Below are 19,913 nucleotides of genomic sequence, written 5' to 3'. Positions count from 1 at the left end.
CGGGTAAAATGGGGATTCGCTGAACTGATTTTCCCTTTCCGCTAGGGGCAAATGAAACTCTATTCCGAATTGGCCGAATACTATTTTACCATCGAAGAAGCAAGCCGCAAGTTTTCGGAAGAAATCCTCTTCCTTCGGGATACGTTTAAGCGACATAAAATACACACCGTGTTGGACATTGGATGCGGGACCGGGGAACATATCAAGGAATTGCAGGCTATGGGCTTCAAACCACTTGGAGTCGATGGATCTCCCCGAATGTTGGAAATAGCCAAAGTTAGATTTCCTCATTGCCAGTTTGAGCTTGGAAAAATGGAAGTTTATGTCGCAAAACAACCAGTAGACGCTGTGATTTGTTTGTATGGAACTTTTAATTATCTAATCAACGATGACTTGGTGCAGAATTTCCTGCGGAATTGTCACAAAAATTTAAAACAGGCCGGCCTTTTGATTTTGGAAATTTGGAACGCGGACCCAATCCACAGAATCAAACGAAAACCAATTACGACTGTGAGTAATGTGAGACAGGGTGATACGTCCATTCGAAGGAATCGCGGATTTCGTTTAACAAGAGCAGACGATGTAGCGATTGTAGAAGTAAATTATGTTTATAATTTGAATCAAAAGGATTTAAAAGACAAACACACAATGCGTGTATTTCATTTCCCGCAAGTGCAGAATTTCTTAGACGATAATAAGTTTGATGTCCTTCATGTATATAGCAACTATGATGGCGAAAAATATATAAAAACGGGCGCAAGGATGCTTATCGTAGCCAAAAAGAGGTCTTGACTTTCTTTTTTTCGTACGGTATCCCAATCTAACGGGAGAACGTATGTCCAATCCAAACCATTTCCAAGTCATCGTTATTGGAGGAGGGCCAGGCGGTTATGTCGCAGCCATCCGTGCCGCACAATTAGGTTTGCAAACATGTGTCGTTGAACGTGAAAAACTTGGGGGTGTATGTTTGAACTGGGGTTGTATTCCCACCAAAGCATTGTTAGAAAGTGCACATGTACTCGAACATTTAAAACATGCTGCCAGTTTTGGACTTTCTTGTGATAATATCAAAGCCGACTTCGATGCTGTGATCAAACGCTCTCGCTCTGTTGCAGACCAAATGGCCAAAGGTGTTGAGTTTCTGATGAAGAAAAACAAAATCACCGTCGTAAATGGAGAGGCCAGTTTTCAAAATTCCAAGACCATCCAAGTAAAATCTAGTTCCGGGGAACCAGTCACATATACTGCTGATTTTTTTATTTTGGCTGTCGGTGCCAAAAACAAAGCCTTACCTTTTTTGCCATTTGACGGGAAACGTGTGTTATCTGCGAGAGATGCAATGATAGAACCAAAGGTGATCCCGAATCTTGCTATTATTGGTGCTGGTGCGATCGGTGTAGAGTTTGCCGATTTTTATACCAGTATGGGTTCTAAAGTTTCCATCATTGAATTCCAAGACCATCTTCTTCCCAATGAAGATGGCGAAATCTCTGGTGTGTTAGAACGAAGTTTTAAAAAACGAGGGATTGAACAGTATTTAAGTCACGGGGTGGAAACGGCCGTGGTTTCTGACAAAGGAGTGGAGCTCACTTTACAAGATCGGAATTCGGCAAAAAAAGAAAAACTAAACTTTGATAAGGTGATTGTTGGGGTGGGAATTTCAGCGAATACTAGTTCCATCGGTCTGGATGAAATTGGAATCAAATTAAAAAATGGCTTTGTGGACTATGTTGGCAACTATCGAAGTACAATAGATCATATTTATGCGATTGGGGATTGTATTCCCACACCTGCTCTTGCCCATGTGGCCAGTGCCGAAGGAATTCGTGCTGCAGAAGATATTTCTTTTCGATTGGGAAACCCACACCATTTACAAATTTCCAAGTTGAACTATTCTTACATTCCAGGATGTACCTATTGCCATCCTGAAGTGGCCAGTGTGGGTCTTACGGAAGAAAAAGCAAAAGCGCTAGGATACGAAATATCTGTTGGAAAATTTCCATTTACGGCCAGTGGCAGAGCTCAGGCCCAAGGTGATACCACTGGAATGATTAAAATTATTTCTGATAAAAAACACGGAGAGATTTTAGGAGCCCATATCATTGGAAGTGGGGCAACAGAACTCATCGCTGAGCTGACGCTTGGTGCCAATATGGAAATCACTGTCAAAGAGCTTGCAAATACCATCCATGCCCATCCTACTCTTTCAGAAGGGATTATGGAAAGTGCGGCGGCAGTGTTAGGTGAGGCGATTAATATTTAGGGAGTTATGTGGGAATAACATTGTGTCGCAAGTGTAAAGTGGAATCATTGTTATTTGGCGTAATTGTTAAATTTTTAGCCTTAATGAGAAGGGTAATTACTTGTTTAGTTTCAATTTTTGCGGTACTTTGTATTTTAAATTGTTCAGTTGAAAAGCTGACTCAAAATGCAAAGATAAATCCCGGGCAGGAATGTGTTGTTTTAGTTCATGGATATCTTAGATCTTCCAATCACTTGAGTCATCTTAGGAACTTTTTGATTCAGAAAGGATTTTATGTTGTTTCTATTGATTATCCCTCTACCACCCTAAACATTCAAGAAATTGTAGGTTCTTATTTTTCTTCGCAAATTTTGGATCATTGTCAAAATCAAACAATTCATTTTGTTACTCATTCACTTGGAGGAGTGATTGTTCGATACTATCTAAAGACAAATCAGATCAAGAATTTAGGAAGAGTTCTTATGTTAGCTCCTCCCAATCAAGGAAGTGAGATAGCTGATTTTCTCTCTCAGTTTAATTTGTTAAATTCTTTCCTTGGTCCTATTTTGGTTCAAATCAAAACAGATAATTCAAGCTTTGTTCATTCCTTAGGATTGCCTAAGTTTGAATTTGCAATCATTTCTGGAGATTATACTTTGGATCCTATCTCTTCGTTTATCATTCCTGGTATTGATGATGGCAGAGTTTCTATCTCTAATACGAATTTGGAGAATAGGAAGGATTTTCTTTTAGTAAAAAGATCACACAATTATATTATGGATGCTCCTGAGGTTCAGAAGGCAATTTTTACATACATAAAATTCGGTAGGTTCAAGTAACGTTGACACTTTAATAATGTATGAATGAAAGTGGGTGGACTTTTGTTCGGATGGATTGCCTATTATTGAATGGAAAGTTATTGGCCCTTATTCCTCTTTTATTTCCAAACGTTGTTTCATCCAGTCCCATGTTTCTTTTGGTCTTTCAAAAGGAAAAAAATGAGTGAACCCAGGGAAGATGGTGACATCAGACTTCGGATGCACTTTGGCGAGGAGATTTGCATACTTAGGACTACAGACTTCAAAGTTTTCTGGAATGGCAATGTGGTTTTCTGTTTTGATGCCGTAGAAGTTTTTGAAGACATGAAAATGAGCATGTCCAAAGATCCTTGCTTCGACTTTTGGATCACAACAAAGTTTCACTTCCTGTTCGTGATTCGTACTTACAAAACAAGAGTTTAGATAATCTTCGAAGATAGAAGGTTCGAAGTTGGCAAAGGCGGGGAACTTCCGAAAGGACCGCCTAACAAGTTCTATAGATTTAAAATGAGTCCTTCTTTTTTTTGCCCCTTTTGCGAGTGGGTTCTCTAAAAATTTTGAAAGAAGGATCATCTTCCAACCAAGGATGACTGGATCCATCGCTAGAACCTTTTCAAACCGAGATGGTTCTTTAGCGGCAGCAAGGAGAGAAGAGGCTCCTCCGAGTGAGTGACCGATGATATTTGTTTTTTCAATGGATTCGTGATCAAGGAGGGCTAAGATCTGGTCTCGAAAGACATTCCAATTATGAAATTTTAAACTAAACTCGGAACGACCATGTCCTAAAAAATCGGGAGCAATCACTCTGTAGTGTTTTGATAACAATGGAAAATAATAATTGTAACAGCCGGCACTATAACCATTGGCATGACAGAAAACGAGAATGGGACCCGGAGTTTCCGAATCTAAGTAGGCACATTCCCAGTTTCTGAACCGAAAGGATTTTTGTTTCATTTTTCTATTTGACCCTTCCCGATTTAGATCGGATTTTGTCTCTATCCCATGCAATTCCAGGTCATCCTCTTCTTCTGTATAGCCGTATTCTTCAATGCATTAGCTAATATTTTAATCAAATCTTCTTCTATGCAAGACCAAACAAAAACTTTGTCAGGTGGTCTTTGGGATACAATCTTTACGGTATTCAATCCTTACTTCATCGGTGGGCTCGCTAGTTTTGGATTGGCATTACTTGGATACAGGTATGTTTTGGGTAAGGGTTTGAAACTTTCTCTCGCCTATCCCGTGTTTACTTCTAGTGGTTTTATCATTGTTCTGATTGCATCTTCACTTTTTTTTAAAGAAAGATTAAACTTAACCCAATGGTTGGGAATTGCGTTTATATTGGTGGGCGTTTGGCTTACCGCCTTGCAAATGTTTGATGTTAAATCGTAAATCTTGAAACGTATAACTGTTACTTCAAAACTAAAAACACTACTTTTTCTATTTACTTTTCTTTTCTTTTTTCTTTGTAAAAAAACAGATTCCGTATTAGACAAGGAGTCTGTTTCTCCTGCCATACAGAAACGCCCCAATGTCCTTTGGATCGTCATAGATTCGCTTCGGGGAGATATTATCGGTCGTTATGGAGTCACTCCAAACTTGGATTTGTTTCAAAAAAATGCGATCAACTTCCAATACCATTTGGTCAATGCGGCTTGGACAAGACCATCCACTCTTGTGTTTTTTACAGGGAAGTATGCTTCCGCAAATCCTGTTAATTTTTGGGATTACCCCACAACCAAATCCGAAGTGGATGCGTTTTATCGGAGTGAAAAACGACCTCTGCCTAAGTTATTAAAAGACAATTCCTTTGTTACTTATATGGTAGGGAATAATCCATTTTTGACAGATAAGTTTGGACTTGGAGTCAATGTCGGCTTTGATTTGTTATACGATTTTTCTAATTATAGCGAAGATACACAAAAAATTACCAACAAAACATTCGAAGTGTTGGATGAAATCTCTACAAAGGAAAAACCTTTTTTTCTTTTTTTAAATTATAACGATCCACACAAACCCTATACTCCACCACCAGGATTTAGCAATCGGATTCAAACAAAAGAAATTTTAGATGAAAAGAAAATGAATTATCTGGGAGAAGTCGCCTTTGTGGATGAAGAGTTGGGAAAAGTTTTTCTAGAACTTAAAACCAAAAACCTATGGGACAACACTCTCATCCTCATTACAGCTGACCATGGTGAAGTGATGCATAGTGCTCATGCGATCTCGCCCTTTACAGGAACAAACACTTATTATGGACATGGACAGGATTTGTTTTTAGAAAATATTCATGTACCACTCCTGATTAAATTGCCTGGTTCAACTTTCAAACATTCGATTTCTTCAATGACAAGATCCATTGATTTATTCCCAACGGTTCTTGATTATTGTGGACTCCCCATTCCTAAGTCCATCCAAGGAAAATCTCTCAAACCTTTAATCGAAAATCAAGAGACAACCAAACGTACGTATTATGGAGAAACTAGGTTCACTCAAGGGTATGGAGAAGGATCGGAGTTCCTTTTGCAAAGGTCTTATCGGTTTCATGAAGTCGGAAAGTTTTGGTTAGGTTCTGTGGGAAGTGAGTTTTATTTGTATTCGGATGCCAAAAAAGATCCCAACCAAGAAAATCCATTACGTATCTCTAATATTTCAGCCATACGGGATATGAAATTAAATCCATCACTGGAAAAGAAAATCCTTCGGTTTTGGAAACAAATTCGTTCTATGGAACCAAAACTTCCTTTGTATCATCTTTCCATCCAACCAGAATCAAAAGAAACAGAAATACAAATTCGAGTACCACAAGGTGCCATTCGTATGGCCACCATTTCCGAGGACCTTGTTTTGGAAGAGAAGGGAAAATCAGTGCAGATTCGTACAAATCGAACAAAGGCCTTTGAAATTAGTTTCGAAGTCTACCCCGATGTGAGTTTTCCTGAATTTACTGTATCGTTTTCTAAAAAACAAATTCCAAAAACAGAAATTTTTACCGGTTATTTTGGTGTGAGTATGGCATCGTGTAATTCCAACTGTGATTTGTTATACGAGTCAGGACCACAAAAACCAAACATCATTCCCAAGGCAAAAGTCTATTTTTGGAAAGAAGGGGGACAAAAAAAATCTTATTCTTCGAAACAAGAATTAGGAACGGATGCTTTAGAAATTCTAAAGAAACAAGGTTATGTGCAATAGTTTCAATCATTGTCTTGGTTTGTGACAGATGTAGAAGGGAATGTTTCTCCATGAATTCCACTTCCTCCCCCACTAAGGGAACCAAATAAAATCGAATAAGCCATATTCCCATCAACAAGGAAATCATCAATTCCCGTAAGGACCACGTTTTGAAAGGTATTCCAATCGCTGGAAGTGAACACCAAACTAGAAACCGACGTGGTTCCTTCAGCAACATTCGAACTAATAACAGGAATGGTGACATTAGAAACTGGTCGTGCACGCAATCGAACTTGGAACCTGGACTGGCCACCAATCTCCGTAGTAATCAAATTAGGTGAAGTGACGAGGCCACCGGAACTATTGGGAGATGATCCGCAAACATTCAATGGATTGGGGTCGGTGCAAGGGATAATATCATAAATATAGTTGATATGGTTTCCTGAGATAGATAAAGGTGTGAGTGCACTGTAAATGGCAGAAGGTGTGAAGCCTGTACCCGTTTCCCCGGATGTAACAACAGAAGATATGGTATAACTCACATCCCCTAGGCTGGCGGTATCGAGGCCGGTAACGGTTACCAGTTGTCCTGATCCAAAATTACTCGGTGTGAATGTGAGTGGTGCTGTGGGAAAACTCACGAGGCCGCCAGGTGAGGTGCTGAAGTTCAACGTGATATTGGTTGTGGGTTGTGAGTCCAAGTGGATATAAAATGCAGAAGAGGCACCTGATTGCGATGTAATCACTGTGGCCGGAGTAAATCCTGAAGTGGTGACCCCAGCACCGTCATTATCATTTAAAGTGAGCATTGGATAGTTAGAAGAAGGATAAGGATTCACACCATTATAAAAACCATCAGAGGAAGAAAGGATTCCCACAACAATAGGACAAGATACATTTCCATCATCGACAGCATCATCATTCGGGGTCACAGTGATTGTGTTATGTGCTCCAATTGTATTCCAATTGGCACTAGTGATAGTCACCGAACTTGCAGAGAGAGAAAATTGTGGGACAGCGGGGCTTACAACGAGTTCACAAGGGAAAGTAGTGGTTACAGAGACAGGAATCGTAACATCATCTGTGGGAGCTTGGCTAAGTAAAATATAGATAGGAAAGGCAGAAGAATTTTCAGCCCGTGTTAGATTGGTTGGAGTGACTATCGTGACTGGGTTTTCAGATATACTATAGTTGAGAAGGGTGGCCGTATCTCCCGTACTTCCCACAAAACTAACATACCAGGAAGGAGTGGAACCTGTTTCGGTTCCATTTATTGTCATCGTATAACTTATGTTCCCGTCAGTTAAAACATCGGAAACTCCTTGGATTTCCACGGGAACCGAAGTGCTCCAACTGGTTTCATCAAAAATATATTGTTTAAAGCTAACGGGTGTTCCGCTATCATTAATCATCCCTTCTGTGGCATCAGAAGTGGCTACCGTCACCGTGACTTGATTTCCGGGAAGAGGGCGACTCCCAAGTCTTAGGCTGTACATTGCAGATTGTCCGGCTTCTGTTGTAAAGTAAGGTTGTCCTGCATCCAGAGTAAATAAAATACTAGGTGAAGGGTTGTCATCGTCAGCGATATTGATTGTGATATCACTCGGATTCAAACCTTCATAATCGGTTCCAGATCCTGTAACGGCACCTAACGTAAGTGTATGGGTTCTTGTATTGATTTCATTAATCGAATCGTTGGTGACCATGATCGTCACCGTTTGTGTTGTAGAAAAGTTGGTATGAGTGAATGTAAGACTCGCCGGTGAGAAGGTGTATTGAGTGGAGTCGGGTAAGCTAAAAGTTTCACCTGTGATCGGAATAGTGACAGAACCGGAAGCACAAGCGGCTAAATTACCAGGACTGTCACAAGGAGCCGAGTTCAAACGAACGGTGAAGGTTCCATCACTTCCTCCTTCGGTCAAATTCAAGGTTGTGGATGAAATAGTAAAACCAACTGTATCGTTGTCCGTAACTGTGACCACCAAATTCCCGCTAGCTTCTGTATATCCGGGAAGAGTACCTGTAGGATAAAGTCCAGTAAAGTAAGATCCACTTGCTTGAGGGATATGAACGGTGACAGGAAGGTTTCCGTCATCAAAGGAATCGGAGACTGAACGAATGGTCACTACTTGAGGTACATCCCAACCACTATCGCTTGTGTTGCCAGTATAGTTTGCGACCTGACCATTTGTGGGAGTAAAGGTAAGTGTACGCGAGGCTGCAACTCCTGCCGTACTATTGAGTAACACGGCTTCTGTTCCATCAGAGGAGGTAATGGGACCAATGGTTACGTTGGAATTCGGTTTTAAAGATAATCTGATTTCGAAGGTAATGGTAGAACTTCCATTTTCCACCATAGAAGACGCAGATAGGTTTTGGATTCGAACCAATGGTTCGTTACTATCTGTATTGATCGCAGCAACTGCAGGAATGGAGATGGAATTGTATTTGGCATCTGTAGAGGAAGAATTTCCAAAAGAGATATTTACATTTTTATCCCCATCATCTGATCCATCTAACACGGATGCGATGGTGACAGTTTGGGGTGTGTTCCAGTTCCCTGTGGTAAAGTTTAAAGATGCAGGGGAAACTGTGATTTCTGATGTATTACTAGATGTGATACTTGGGACACTCACCGAGTTTGTTGGCTCCGAATTCAAAACCACAGTAAAAGTTTCTGTAGACGGAGTTCCGTTTTCATGAACGACAAGTCCACCTACGGGAGTGACTGTAAATCCTGCTGTATCATCATCTGTAACAAAAATGGTTACTTGTGTGGGTGGTGTCACCGAGTTGTATACAGGATCTGCGGAACCACCAGTATTTACGGTTCCAAATTGTAATGTGACAGTCCTTGTGTCTTCATCAATGGAATTGTTGTTCGTTGTGATATTGACAAATTGGTCTGCATTCCAATTGGCATTGGTAAAAGTTAGATTTGAGGTGCTGGCATTGGTGATAGAATGGTTTTCTGTTATGCCTGTGAGTGTAACTGTAAATCCAGGAGGGGGTTGGGATAGAAGATGGATAGCAAATGACAAGGTTCCTCCATTTTCTGAAATGGTCAAACTCCCTGGAGTTGAGAGAACAAATCCAGGAACATCGTCATCCGTATTAGTAACAGAAGGAAAGGCCGGTCCCGCCAAACCATTGTAATCTGTATCTGCGGAAGTTGCCGCACCTGTAACAATCGAAACGGTCCTTGAACCATCCACAATAAAATCATCCACACCTGTCACAGTGATAATTTTTGGAGTGAACCAATCTCCTGGTGCAAAGGTAAGGGAGGTCGGACTTGCTGTACCTTCCGAACTTGGTGTGGCCACGATGGATGGGATTGTCACTGAGTTTGTGGGTAAGGTGTTTAATACAACAGCAAAGCTAACGGCCCCACCAGCTTCTGTGGTTGTGAGCCCTGAAAGATTGACCACGGTAAATCCAGCCACATCATCATCCACATTGGTTCCCGTAATGATAGGAATTGGTTTTCCAAAGTATGCAGGATCATTCGAGACAGTGGCATCGGCAGAAATTTGAAATGTACTGTCATCCACACTAAAGTCATCAATACCGGTGACTGTTACAGTCTGGGGCACATCCCAATTGTTAGGTGTAAATACAAGTTCTACCGTTGCAACAGTGGCTTCAGTAGTATCATTTGAAACAAAGTTTCTAATATAGACATCTTGCATTGGCCTTGTTTGTAAAACATAAGCAATGTTTCCTGTGGCTCCCGTTTCGGAAGTGATGAGGCCAAATGTGGGGCTTGCTGCCACACCAGAGGATTCATTATCTGTATTGACCACAAGTAAAACAGGAAGTCCTTGAGAGGAAAATCGAATGTCAGAAGAGGAAGTGGTACCCAATTGGACTCTGTAGTTTTGGTTTCCATCGGAGATTAAATCATCTACTCCCGCCAAACGTATGTTCTGTGGAGTGTCCCAATTATCTTCGGTAAACTCAAGGTAGGTTGCTGATAATAAAACACCTTCTGAAGAATCAGAGACTGAGATGGGACCAATTTTTACTGAACTGTTCGGCTCTATGTTCAAACGAACTGTGAATTCTGCTTGTCTTCCATTTTCACTCGTAAATAAAAAATTCGGAGCATCGTAAATGACAGAACCTTGCCCGATTGTCGAAGCAAAGAAAGAACCGAATAACATCTGTAAATTAATTGGTGTTATGGATTGGCAGGATACAGAGAGAATGGAGAAAAAAAGGAAGACTATGGAAATACAAATTCTGAACATGATTTCCTTTTGTCCTCTTAAGGCTTCCAATTAGGGATCTCCCTGTATATATTACGAGAAAAAATACCCTAAATCAGAAAAAAATTTCCAGGACATGCAATAAAACCCAATGAAACAAAACATAAACGAAACTTCCCAAGGACCACTTGCTGGTGTGAAAGTAGTCGACTTATCTTTACTCCTCCCAGGTCCACTTTGTTCGCAGCACTTAGCGGATATGGGAGCCGAAGTCATTAAAATTGAAAACCCAAGAGCATACGACGGATCTCGTGCAATGTTCAAAGGAAAAACCGGATACCCGGCTTTGTATATGATGCTCAATCGAAATAAAAAAGCGATTACGCTGAATTTAAAAAGAGAATCTGCGAAAGAAATTCTCTTCAAACTTTTGGAAGATGCTGATATTTTACTCGAAGGTTTTCGCCCCGATGGAATGGACAAGATGGGAATCGGATATGATGTCTTAAAAGAAAAATTCCCTCGTTTGATTTATTGTGGAATTTCTGGCTATGGAACTTCGGGTAAGTACGTAGACTTTGCAGGACATGATTTGAATTACCTCGCGATCTCTGGAGTTTTGGATCAAACAGGAAATCCTCCTAGGCCTGCAGGTTTTCAATTGGCCGATGTGGGAGGAGGAACACTCACAGCTCTTTCCGCCATCCTTGCAGCTCTTTATTATAGAGAAAAAACAGGTAAAGGACAACGCATTGATATCTCTATGACAGATGCCTCTCTCCAATTTCTTTCGTTATACGGTGGAATTTTGTCAGCCTCAGAAACTTCTCCAGAAGCAGGGAATGATATATTATCTGGTAAATTACCGAATTATAATGTTTATGAAACAAAAGAAGGGAGATACGTGGCTCTTGGTGCTTTGGAAGATATGTTCTTTCAAACTTTTTTACGGGCAGCAGGAATGGAAAACCTTACCAAAGACCATCCCATGAACGAAGAAAATATTCCTCTCATCAAACAGAAGTTAACTGATTATTTCAAATCAAAAACTTACTCCGATTTACAGCCCATCTTTGATAATACAGATGCTTGTCTTTCTCCCATTTTGAATATGAAAGAAGTAACACAAAACCCACACATGAAAGATCGGGGAATGGTACTCGAAAGAAACCATCCCAAATACGGTCCCATCCTTCAATTTGGTTCTCCTTTCCATTTTTCAGAAACCCCGTTTGCCTACAGAAATGATCCCCCGGAACACGGGGAACACACGGAGGAGATTTTGGGTGGTTTGGGTTATCCCAAAGAAAAAATTGCGGAGTTCAAAAAAGACAGAGTGATTTAAGGCTCCCTTGCTTTTTTTTCGTAATTTCTTTAATTTGTCCCAGGGGGGAGGTAAACTCTCCCCTAATCATACAATATGAAGTTATTACAAGTTTCTGACCTCCACCTTTCCCAAAGTTCCCAAGACGAAAAAAACTATTCCTTAGCTGTTCTCGGTGAAATTTTTGATACCGCCGAACAAACAAAATGTGATCGTATTCTATTTTGTGGGGATCTTTTTAATACCTTCCCCGATTTAGAAGGGCTTCGGTCGGAGTTCTTAAAAGTAGTTTCATCCTACTCGGGTCTTGTGTATTTTCTTCCTGGAAACCATGAAATCCTGGAGAAAAAAGGGAATAACAACCGTTATGCTGATTATGATTGGTCCACAAAAGTAAAGGTCCTCGATGAAACTCCTTATTTTTTATTTGAGGATTCAGGGATTGAATTTGTATCCATCCCTCACCAAGAAAACTATTCTGGAGTGTTATTATCACCTCCCCCTCCCAAAAAAACTAAACTTCGGATAGGCCTCGCGCATGGAACGGTTCCTGGAATGAGTTTTACGGGACTCAGTGAGGAAGAAGAAGAAGGTGGGTCGTATCTTGATCCCCACCTCATCCAAAACTTAGGTTTGGATTATCTTGCGATTGGACACCTCCACCGTGCTCGAATGGGAACTGTTGGGAACTGTAGCGTTGGTTATGCGGGTTCTTCTCGTGTTTGGAGAAAAGGAGAGTCCGGACCCAGAGGTGGAATTTTTATCCATATCGATGGATCCAAACTTCATACAGAACCTGTGTATTGGAAAGAGGCTGGTGAATACAGAGAGATCCTTGTATCTCTAGATACAGAAGGTAAACCAGAAGAGAGTATTGAAACATATTTGGAAGGAACAAGTCCCAAGGATTGGATTGTGTTTCGTTTTGTGGGATATGTAGACTCGATGACAGAAAAACAAAAATTCCAAGAATCGGTTCTTCGAGAATGGAAATCAAAGTATCGCATCTTAGAGTTTGATCCGGATGAATCACAGATTACGGTCATTCAACATTTATCTGAAAATGAATTTGTAAAACAATTCCTAGACAAAATGAATGAAAGAAAGGACCAAATGGATCCATCACTTTGGAAACACACAAGGGTAACCGGCATTCGATTGATTTTAGAAGGAAAGAAAAACCGATGAAATTAAAATTAGAAAACTTCGGTATCTTTTCTAAAAAAGAATTTCCTATCGAAAGAGTGACTGTCTTCACAGGTCCGAATGAATCAGGAAAAACTACCATCCTGGATGCCTTTGTATCAGCTCTTGTGAAAGTGGTGGGAAGTACAAAGTATGGAGCATTACTCAACGCACGTTATAAACCGGAGCGAATTTCTGATTTAGGAATTTCAAAACTTTCGATTTCTCAGAATTTATATTTGAATTCTCTTGTGATCCGCGAAGGGAATATGGATGTGGGTTCGGAAAAGGAACTGGTGAATACCATCGAACAAACGATATTCGATAGCGGATACAATCCCTCTCAACTAAGAGAACAAGTGGAACAACTTTCTGCTAAATCGGGAACCAGAAAATCTGCCAAAGAATGGATTCTAACTTTGTCTGAGTTTGAGTCCGCCAAACAAAAATTTGACGCCTCTGAATTGTCTTTAAATAAAATTTCTTCTCAATTTGCAGACTTACCACTTTGGGAAACCGAACGCCAAAAATTAAAAGAAACTTTGGAATCTACGATACTAGAAAAATCCAAACAACAAACTGCGTTTGCCGAATACAGAGAAACCGAAGAACATAGTGAAGTGGATCGTGTCTACAGCCAATTATTACAGTGGGAAACACTGGAATCACAATCAAAACAAGAGGAAAAAATTCTAAAGTCGGATTGGGACAAAAAAGCTAAAGAAATAGATGCAGAAATCAAATCCTTAGAACAAAAACTTTCCCTTTCCAAAGAAAGAATACAAACTTCGGAGGCGAAATGGGAGTCACTCAAAGGACAAAAATCACAAACAGACCAAAAATCTAAAAAACTAGAATCCTATTTTGATTTTTTTGAAATCTGGAAACAAACGATCCGCAGGTTCCAAGAAGAATCTCCTGTGGTTCAAAAAACAGTTTGGAATCCATTGTACAGAAGTTTGGCGGGAGGTTCCGGGATTTTAGGAATTTTTTCTCTGATTTTTTCTTTATTCTCGGACTTTGGTGTATGGATTTATATCGTGCCTGCCATTCTTTTTGGTTTCTTTTTCTATTTTGTATTCCGTGCCAAGGAGATCCAAGTCGAAAGAGATGAACCCAAATGGAATGAAATGATTCGCAGGATCACAACTGAGATGGAAACCAAAACCTTAGGGGAATGGAAACCAGATTTTCCCAGTATGGAATCATTATCTCTTACCTTTCAAAGATTTGATAGGGAATACACAAAACAAAAACTCGAATCAGAAAACATCGTGACGGGGATGGTCACGATGGAGGAAGAAATCACTCGGCTTCGGGCAGTGGATAAAAAAACAAATGAAATTCTTTCTGAAAAAGAAAAAGAGCTAACTACTATTTGGCGAGAGGCAGGGGTTCACTCCCTTTCGGAACTTTCGGAGATGTATGTGCAAATTCGATTGAACCAAGAAAAATTACACACCTTAAAGGAATCTTTAAAATCGGAATCGAAAAAATGGGGAAGTATTGATTTAGGTGAGCTGAAACTCAAACTAAAAGACAAACAAAGTGATTTAGAAAAAAAAGGAGTTTCCAAAACTTTTTCTTCCGAAGATAGAGCCACCAAACAAAGATTAGAGAACGGTATTCAAGTCCTTGCCGATAAAATTCGCGACCTAGAACGTAACTTGATGGAGTTAGAGAAAAAATTAGATACAGGAAAGGCTGTATTGGAATCACAAATGGTTCCGGCTCAAAAAAACTGGGACGGGGCCAAACGTGAATTAGAAACAAAAGAAAAATGGAAAAACGATTTGGAAAAAAACTTTCAGGCTTTGGAAGTTTTATCAGAAATTTTTTCTGAAATGCAGGTCGAAAGTACGGACAAAATGTCCTCTCTTGTCAAATCTCTACAAACCCGAATGGATGCTCTCAAAGGATCTCTTCCCACAAAACAAATTCAATGGAATGGGTTCTCGGACGAAATTCAGGTCACAACCGAGTCTTCCAAAGAGAGTTTGTCATTTACTAACCTTTCCACTGGAACCAAAGAACAAGTTTCTTATGTATTACGTTTGGAATATGCATTTCGGATTGGAAAACAATTTAACTTACCCTATCTTTTGTTAGATGAACCCTTTCGGCATATGGATGGGGGCCGGCGGGACTCTGCCTTAGCTTATACACTGCAGTGTGTAGCGAATGCAGAGGAAGACTGGAGGGTTGTGTTTTTTAGTTTTGATGGGGAACTTGTTTCTAAAATCAAAGAATTGGCAGCGGGGCTAAACCTCCCCTGCCAAATCCATGAATTGACTAAACCAGTTTCTTAGCTTCCGCAAGAACTGTATCGTAATTGGGTTCACTTCCGATTTCTGGTACAAGTTCTGTATACCGAATGATATCGTCTTTATCCACAACAAAGACTGCTCGTGCGGAAAGTCCTGCGAGTGGACCGGCTGCGATATGAGTGCCGTAATTTTTAGAAAAAGAAAAATCTTTGAATTGCGATCCCGTAATTAAATTTTCGGAATCGATTCCTTCAGTGGAACAAAAACGTTTCATGGCAAAAGGTAAGTCGCCAGAGATAATGAGAGTTGTGATTCCATTTTCTTTGGCTACTTTTTCATTGAACTTTTTAGTTTCCAAAGCACAAACCGCTGTATCCAAACTTGGAACTGCTACTAAAATTTTTACCTTACCTGCTAAGTCTTTTAATGTAAGGTCACCTAAATCTTGTTTTGCGACTCTGAAATCGGGTGCTTTGTCCCCTGGTTTGGGAATGTTTCCTTCGAGTGGAACTGGATTTCCTTTGAGTGTGACTTGTGCCATTGTTATCTCCTTTGTATTTAGACTAATTCTAGTCTTTCAGCGATTGGATTCTTCGGGAAGGATTTTTTCCATCCATTGTAAAGATTCCGTAAGTTCCCCTTTTCGAATGGTTTCGCTTAAAATACGCACTCGGTCGAGAAGCCAGGTAGGTGAAATTTCTGTGATTTCTCGGAATGCCTCTAATTCTTCTTTGTTTAAAGTTCCGTCAAAGGAGGAACAAAGGGCAAAGATGGCAATTGGCCATTTTCTTTCTTCTGTTGTTAGATTTTGGAAGGAATGTTCGAACTCTGTCCAATCATCTAGATTTGTGAGTTTGTCTCTCTCGGGCAAAAGTCCAATGAGTCCAAAAAGCAAATATTCAAAGTTAGGGTGGAATGTTTTTGTATAAACAATCGACAGGGCCACGGCTCGCACAGATGATTCTATAAAGATTTTACTGCGTTCCTTTGATTTGATTTTTAACAACATCGCATTGGACAACTTTCTTGTAATGATTCGTTTGCGTAGTTCATACAAAATCATATAAGTGGTGACACTGTCCCAAATTCCCGTCACAGGCCCTGAAATATATTCGATTAAAAACCGAAGCCCCGTCCTTCCCAGAAAAACCTTTAACAAAAGTTTTGCGAAAATATTAGAAAGGAAAACTTTACTTTTATACAAAGCTGTGCGAAAGAATAAGGCCCTTTCATTTAGGTGTTTGTAAGGATCAATTCCATACAATCGGATCCTTGGGTCGGGAATTTCCAAAACCAAACGAGCCATCATTCCCGGAATGGGGGTTATGAGTTCTGGTTCTTCAGCAAGTTCAATGTCAGCATACTTTGCCATCCGAAAGGAAAGATAAAATCCCAATCGAAAGAGGAGATAAAATTCAAACACGGTTGCCAAAACCAAAAGGAAAACAAAGCCTAAAAGTGCAGGATAGGAGAGGGAATCCAGGGGCCAAAAGGATAGCGGGGGAAGGTAAATACAAAAATACACAAAGGTTATGGAAGGCAAAAACCCAATCCAAAAAGACCAAAAACTGCCCCAAATAAGGAGAGTGCGTGATTGGTAGGCAAAACTTTTCCCAGAATCCTCGAGTTTCCGAGAATGAGAGCCAATGGCGATGAGAACACGACGCCCCCATTGTTCTAAAAAACCCGGCTTGTAACGTACTGTACTCATATTTTTTTGCAACCGGAATCTCGGTTTAGGACTCTCATTCCATGAAACAGGAAATCTCTATGACGACACAAGCTGAAATCAAAACGGAAGAACCCATCGATTGGGTTACGACTCTATTTTTACTCATATCTCCTTTGGTGGGGATTTTTGGAACTCTTTACTTCTATCTTTATGATACCATCCATCTCGGCACTTGGGCCTTATTTGTGTTTTATTTTTTTGCAACGGGAATGGGAATCACAGTTGGGTATCACAGACTTTTCTCTCATAAAGCCTATGAAGCAAAATTCCCCGTCAAACTTTGGTTACTCCTTTTTGGAGCTGCTGCTTTCCAATCAACTGCTCTCGAATGGAGTGAAGACCACCGCCTCCACCATCGATTTGTAGATACTGATAAAGACCCTTATTCCATTAAAAAAGGATTTTGGTTTGCTCATATTGGTTGGTTGTTTCGCAAAAGAAAGTATGTCCAACACGGGGTGCAAGATTTAGTAAACGATCCGCTAGTGTTTTGGCAACATAAACATTTTTATTCCATTGCTATCTTTATGTGTTTTATCCTTCCGGGCCTTATCACGATGTTATGGGGTTCGTTTTTAGAAGGATTTTTTGTAGCAGGGTTCCTCCGGCTTTTTGTTGTCCATCAGTTCACATTTTTTATCAACAGTGCTTGCCATGTTTGGGGAGAACGAACTTTTTCTAAAGAACAAACGGCTCGCGATAATTGGATCATCGCCTTTTTTACGTTTGGTGAAGGTTTCCATAATTTCCACCATGAGTTCCAATCCGACTATCGGAACGGAATTCGTTGGTTTGATTATGATCCATCCAAATGGATGATCAGGGGACTTTCGTATTTGGGTCTTACGTATAACTTAAAAAACGTTTCCGAAGAAAAAATCTTACAAAAAACTATGTTTTTGAAAGAAAAAGAAACACTTCATAAGTATGCGAATGCAAATGAGGAAAAACTTCGTCATTGGGAAGAGCAACTCGCAAGTTTACGTGAATCTGCCCTGCAAGAATTTCAAAAATGGAAACAGGCAAAACAAACTTCAGATGAAAGAGAAGCCGGAGTTTTACGCAAGAACTTTGAACAAACTAAAGCAAGTTGGGAAAAACTTCTCGGCCAGCCACTTTTCTCTTAACCTCGAATTTCCCGGAACATTTCTTTCGGGATACTGGGGACGTCTCCAGGGCCAACTAACGGTAGATACACCATAAACAAAGTTCGTCCTGGAGCTGATTCCACTTCAATCCTACCTTTGTGTTTTTCGATAATCCCTTTCACAATCCCAAGACCAAGTCCTGTTCCTTCTCCTTGGTCTTTTGTGGTAAAAAATGGATCCCAGATTTTATCTTTGATCTCAGTGGGAATTCCCGACCCATTGTCTTCAAAACTGATGAGTACATAATCTTCCCCAACTCTTCTGGAAGATATAGTCAGTTTTGGATGTTCTATTTTTTTCATCGCATGGATGGCATTGGTGATGAGGTTTGTCCACACCTGGTTTAGTTCGTCAATATTGCAACGAACTGGTGGAATACTTCCGTAAACCCTTTCAATTTCCACTCCATGTTTGATTTGGTTTTGCATAATCACAAGTGTGTTTTCCAAACCTTCGTGTAGGTCGGATTCAGCATAGGATGCCTGCCCCAAGTGAGAATAATACTTCAGTGCTTTGACAATACGAACAATATTACGAATCGCATATTTGATATTTTTGATATTCCTTTGCAGGCTTAAAGTATTCTTTAACATCTCGAATGTTTCTTTCCCACCCGTTTTCCAAATCCGCAAGAGTTCTTCTTGCATATGCAAAAGATGATGATCGATAAGAAATGTGGATAGATCCGAGGCATCATTTTCTGGAATTCCATCTTGGATGAATCGAAACTTGGTTTCTTTTTTTAATTTAAATTTATCTTTGGGATCAATTTTTGCTGCGGGATCTTCTTTTACAAAACTAAAGAGAATGTCTAAGTAAATGGAACGAAAGTCGGGATTTTGGATGAGGTAAGAAATGTCCCCAAGGTGAGACAAAACAAACACTAAGTTTGCATCCAAGTTGTCAGCGGCCCCGTTGATGACTGCTGCTGGTGTATTGATTTCGTGAGCAATGCCTGCTACCATCACACCAAGCGAAGCCATCTTTTCAGATTGCACAAGATGGGCTTGGGTTTCTTCTAATTCTTTGGTTCTTTCTCGCACTTTCGCTTCCAAGGTCTCTGTGAGATTTAACAACTGTTGGTAAATCATAGAATTGGAAAGCGACATGAGAGATACTGCTAGGATCTCTAAAATAATTTCGATTTCTTCTATATCGTAGATTTTTCCTTCTTTGTGTTTTCCAAGAAGGATAAACCCAACAAGGCTTGACTTAATCGAAAGTGTGGCCACTAACTCTGATTTGGTTTCTTTGAAAAAATCTAATGCTTGTTTGGCTATTTTTTCGTGGTTGGGAGAGGCAAACTGAAGGAAGTTTTCTTTGACATGAATTCCTTCTCTTTCGGAAAGCCAAAGTAAAAAAGGATTAAACACAGGAATCGATGGTAGTTCCGAAAACTTTTGGTCTCGTGATTCCAAAAAGGGCCTTGGTCGAAACTGTCCCTCTCTTTCGTCCCAAGTGTAAACTTGTACAAAGTCAGCTGGGATCTTTGAGGCAAGAAATTGGCTTATGGTTTCGCTGATTTGGTCTGGGTCATTGAAGGATATGAGTTCTTCTTTGAATTTTTCTAAGGCAAACAGGTTTTGGACGAGTTCATCACGTTTTTTTGGTTTTTCTGTGGTTTGTGATTCTGTTTTTCGCCTTAAAAAATACAAAAGGGAAACTGTCAAAAGACCTAAGGCAAATGCAAAAAGGGAGAAGGGTTTTGTGGAATCTGCGCTGCTTAAGGCATAAGCAAATACAAACCAGCCAAAAGAGGAAAGGATTATGATTCCAAAAGGAAAGAAAACTTGTGTTTGCATGTCATCTGTA

The 19,913-nt window shown here is 40.1% G+C and carries 14 protein-coding genes; 9 read left to right on the top strand and 5 right to left on the bottom strand.

The annotated features are described in order from the left end of the window. The first annotated feature begins 51 nt into the window (after positions 1–51). From LEP1GSC199_RS14255 to LEP1GSC199_RS14245, 3 genes are read left to right on the top strand one after another with little or no spacing between them, the layout of a single operon-like run. Complete coding sequence (locus LEP1GSC199_RS14255; protein WP_002986579.1) at positions 52–792, top strand: class I SAM-dependent DNA methyltransferase; 741 nt, start codon at positions 52–54, stop codon at positions 790–792. A gap of 43 nt (positions 793–835) precedes the next feature. Then, positions 836–2,263, top strand: a complete 1,428-nt coding sequence (gene lpdA / locus LEP1GSC199_RS14250; protein WP_002986322.1) for a dihydrolipoyl dehydrogenase — start codon at positions 836–838, stop codon at positions 2,261–2,263. Positions 2,264–2,301: 38 nt separating this feature from the next. Then, a complete protein-coding gene (locus LEP1GSC199_RS14245) occupies positions 2,302–3,081 on the top strand; it encodes an esterase/lipase family protein (RefSeq protein ID WP_232420797.1) in 780 nt (259 codons plus the stop codon). A gap of 87 nt (positions 3,082–3,168) precedes the next feature. Here LEP1GSC199_RS14245 and LEP1GSC199_RS14240 read toward each other — a convergent pair whose 3' ends face one another. After that, on the bottom strand, positions 3,169–4,068 hold the full coding sequence (locus tag LEP1GSC199_RS14240; RefSeq protein WP_002986239.1) for an alpha/beta fold hydrolase: 900 nt from the start codon (positions 4,066–4,068) through the stop codon (positions 3,169–3,171). Here LEP1GSC199_RS14240 and LEP1GSC199_RS14235 point away from each other — a divergent pair. Both LEP1GSC199_RS14235 and LEP1GSC199_RS14230 read left to right on the top strand, forming a co-directional pair. Then, complete coding sequence (locus LEP1GSC199_RS14235) at positions 4,063–4,452, top strand: DMT family transporter (RefSeq protein WP_039926927.1); 390 nt, start codon at positions 4,063–4,065, stop codon at positions 4,450–4,452. The genes LEP1GSC199_RS14240 and LEP1GSC199_RS14235 overlap by 6 nt on opposite strands. Before the next feature lie 3 nt (positions 4,453–4,455). Beyond that, positions 4,456–6,255, top strand: a complete 1,800-nt coding sequence (locus LEP1GSC199_RS14230) for a sulfatase (RefSeq protein WP_002986223.1) — start codon at positions 4,456–4,458, stop codon at positions 6,253–6,255. Between the two features lie 2 nt (positions 6,256–6,257). Here LEP1GSC199_RS14230 and LEP1GSC199_RS14225 read toward each other — a convergent pair whose 3' ends face one another. After that, the gene (locus LEP1GSC199_RS14225) at positions 6,258–10,517 is read right to left on the bottom strand and encodes a beta strand repeat-containing protein (protein WP_039926926.1); all 4,260 of its coding nucleotides are present in this window, start codon (positions 10,515–10,517) and stop codon (positions 6,258–6,260) included. Between the two features lie 79 nt (positions 10,518–10,596). On the opposite strand from LEP1GSC199_RS14225, the gene LEP1GSC199_RS14220 reads away from it, so the two are divergent. From LEP1GSC199_RS14220 to LEP1GSC199_RS14210, 3 genes are all read left to right on the top strand, one after another. Then, entirely contained in the window at positions 10,597–11,790 is a 1,194-nt protein-coding gene (locus LEP1GSC199_RS14220) for a CaiB/BaiF CoA transferase family protein (protein ID WP_002986317.1), read from the top strand. A gap of 75 nt (positions 11,791–11,865) precedes the next feature. After that, positions 11,866–12,957, top strand: a complete 1,092-nt coding sequence (locus tag LEP1GSC199_RS14215) for a metallophosphoesterase family protein (RefSeq protein WP_002986255.1) — start codon at positions 11,866–11,868, stop codon at positions 12,955–12,957. Next, entirely contained in the window at positions 12,954–15,263 is a 2,310-nt protein-coding gene (locus tag LEP1GSC199_RS14210) for an ATP-binding protein (RefSeq protein WP_002986277.1), read from the top strand. The genes LEP1GSC199_RS14215 and LEP1GSC199_RS14210 overlap by 4 nt, the downstream gene beginning before the upstream one ends. Here LEP1GSC199_RS14210 and tpx read toward each other — a convergent pair. Next, positions 15,247–15,762, bottom strand: a complete 516-nt coding sequence (gene tpx, locus LEP1GSC199_RS14205) for a thiol peroxidase (RefSeq protein ID WP_002986354.1) — start codon at positions 15,760–15,762, stop codon at positions 15,247–15,249. The genes LEP1GSC199_RS14210 and tpx overlap by 17 nt on opposite strands. A gap of 36 nt (positions 15,763–15,798) precedes the next feature. Next, entirely contained in the window at positions 15,799–16,932 is a 1,134-nt protein-coding gene (locus LEP1GSC199_RS14200) for an LBF_2804 family protein (RefSeq protein ID WP_002986377.1), read from the bottom strand. 59 nt (positions 16,933–16,991) lie between these two features. Here LEP1GSC199_RS14200 and LEP1GSC199_RS14195 point away from each other — a divergent pair, with 59 nt between their 5' ends. After that, positions 16,992–18,080, top strand: a complete 1,089-nt coding sequence (locus LEP1GSC199_RS14195; protein WP_002986241.1) for an acyl-CoA desaturase — start codon at positions 16,992–16,994, stop codon at positions 18,078–18,080. Here LEP1GSC199_RS14195 and LEP1GSC199_RS14190 read toward each other — a convergent pair. Next, entirely contained in the window at positions 18,077–19,903 is a 1,827-nt protein-coding gene (locus tag LEP1GSC199_RS14190) for a sensor histidine kinase (protein WP_002986599.1), read from the bottom strand. The two genes, LEP1GSC199_RS14195 and LEP1GSC199_RS14190, sit on opposite strands and share 4 nt — an antisense overlap. Positions 19,904–19,913: the final 10 nt, after the last annotated feature.

It is taken from the genome of Leptospira vanthielii serovar Holland str. Waz Holland = ATCC 700522 (genome assembly GCF_000332455.1).
Lineage (GTDB): Bacteria > Spirochaetota > Leptospiria > Leptospirales > Leptospiraceae > Leptospira_A > Leptospira_A vanthielii.
The sequence above is the reverse complement of the archived record's forward strand: the minus strand, read 5'-3'. Positions and strand labels throughout refer to the sequence as shown.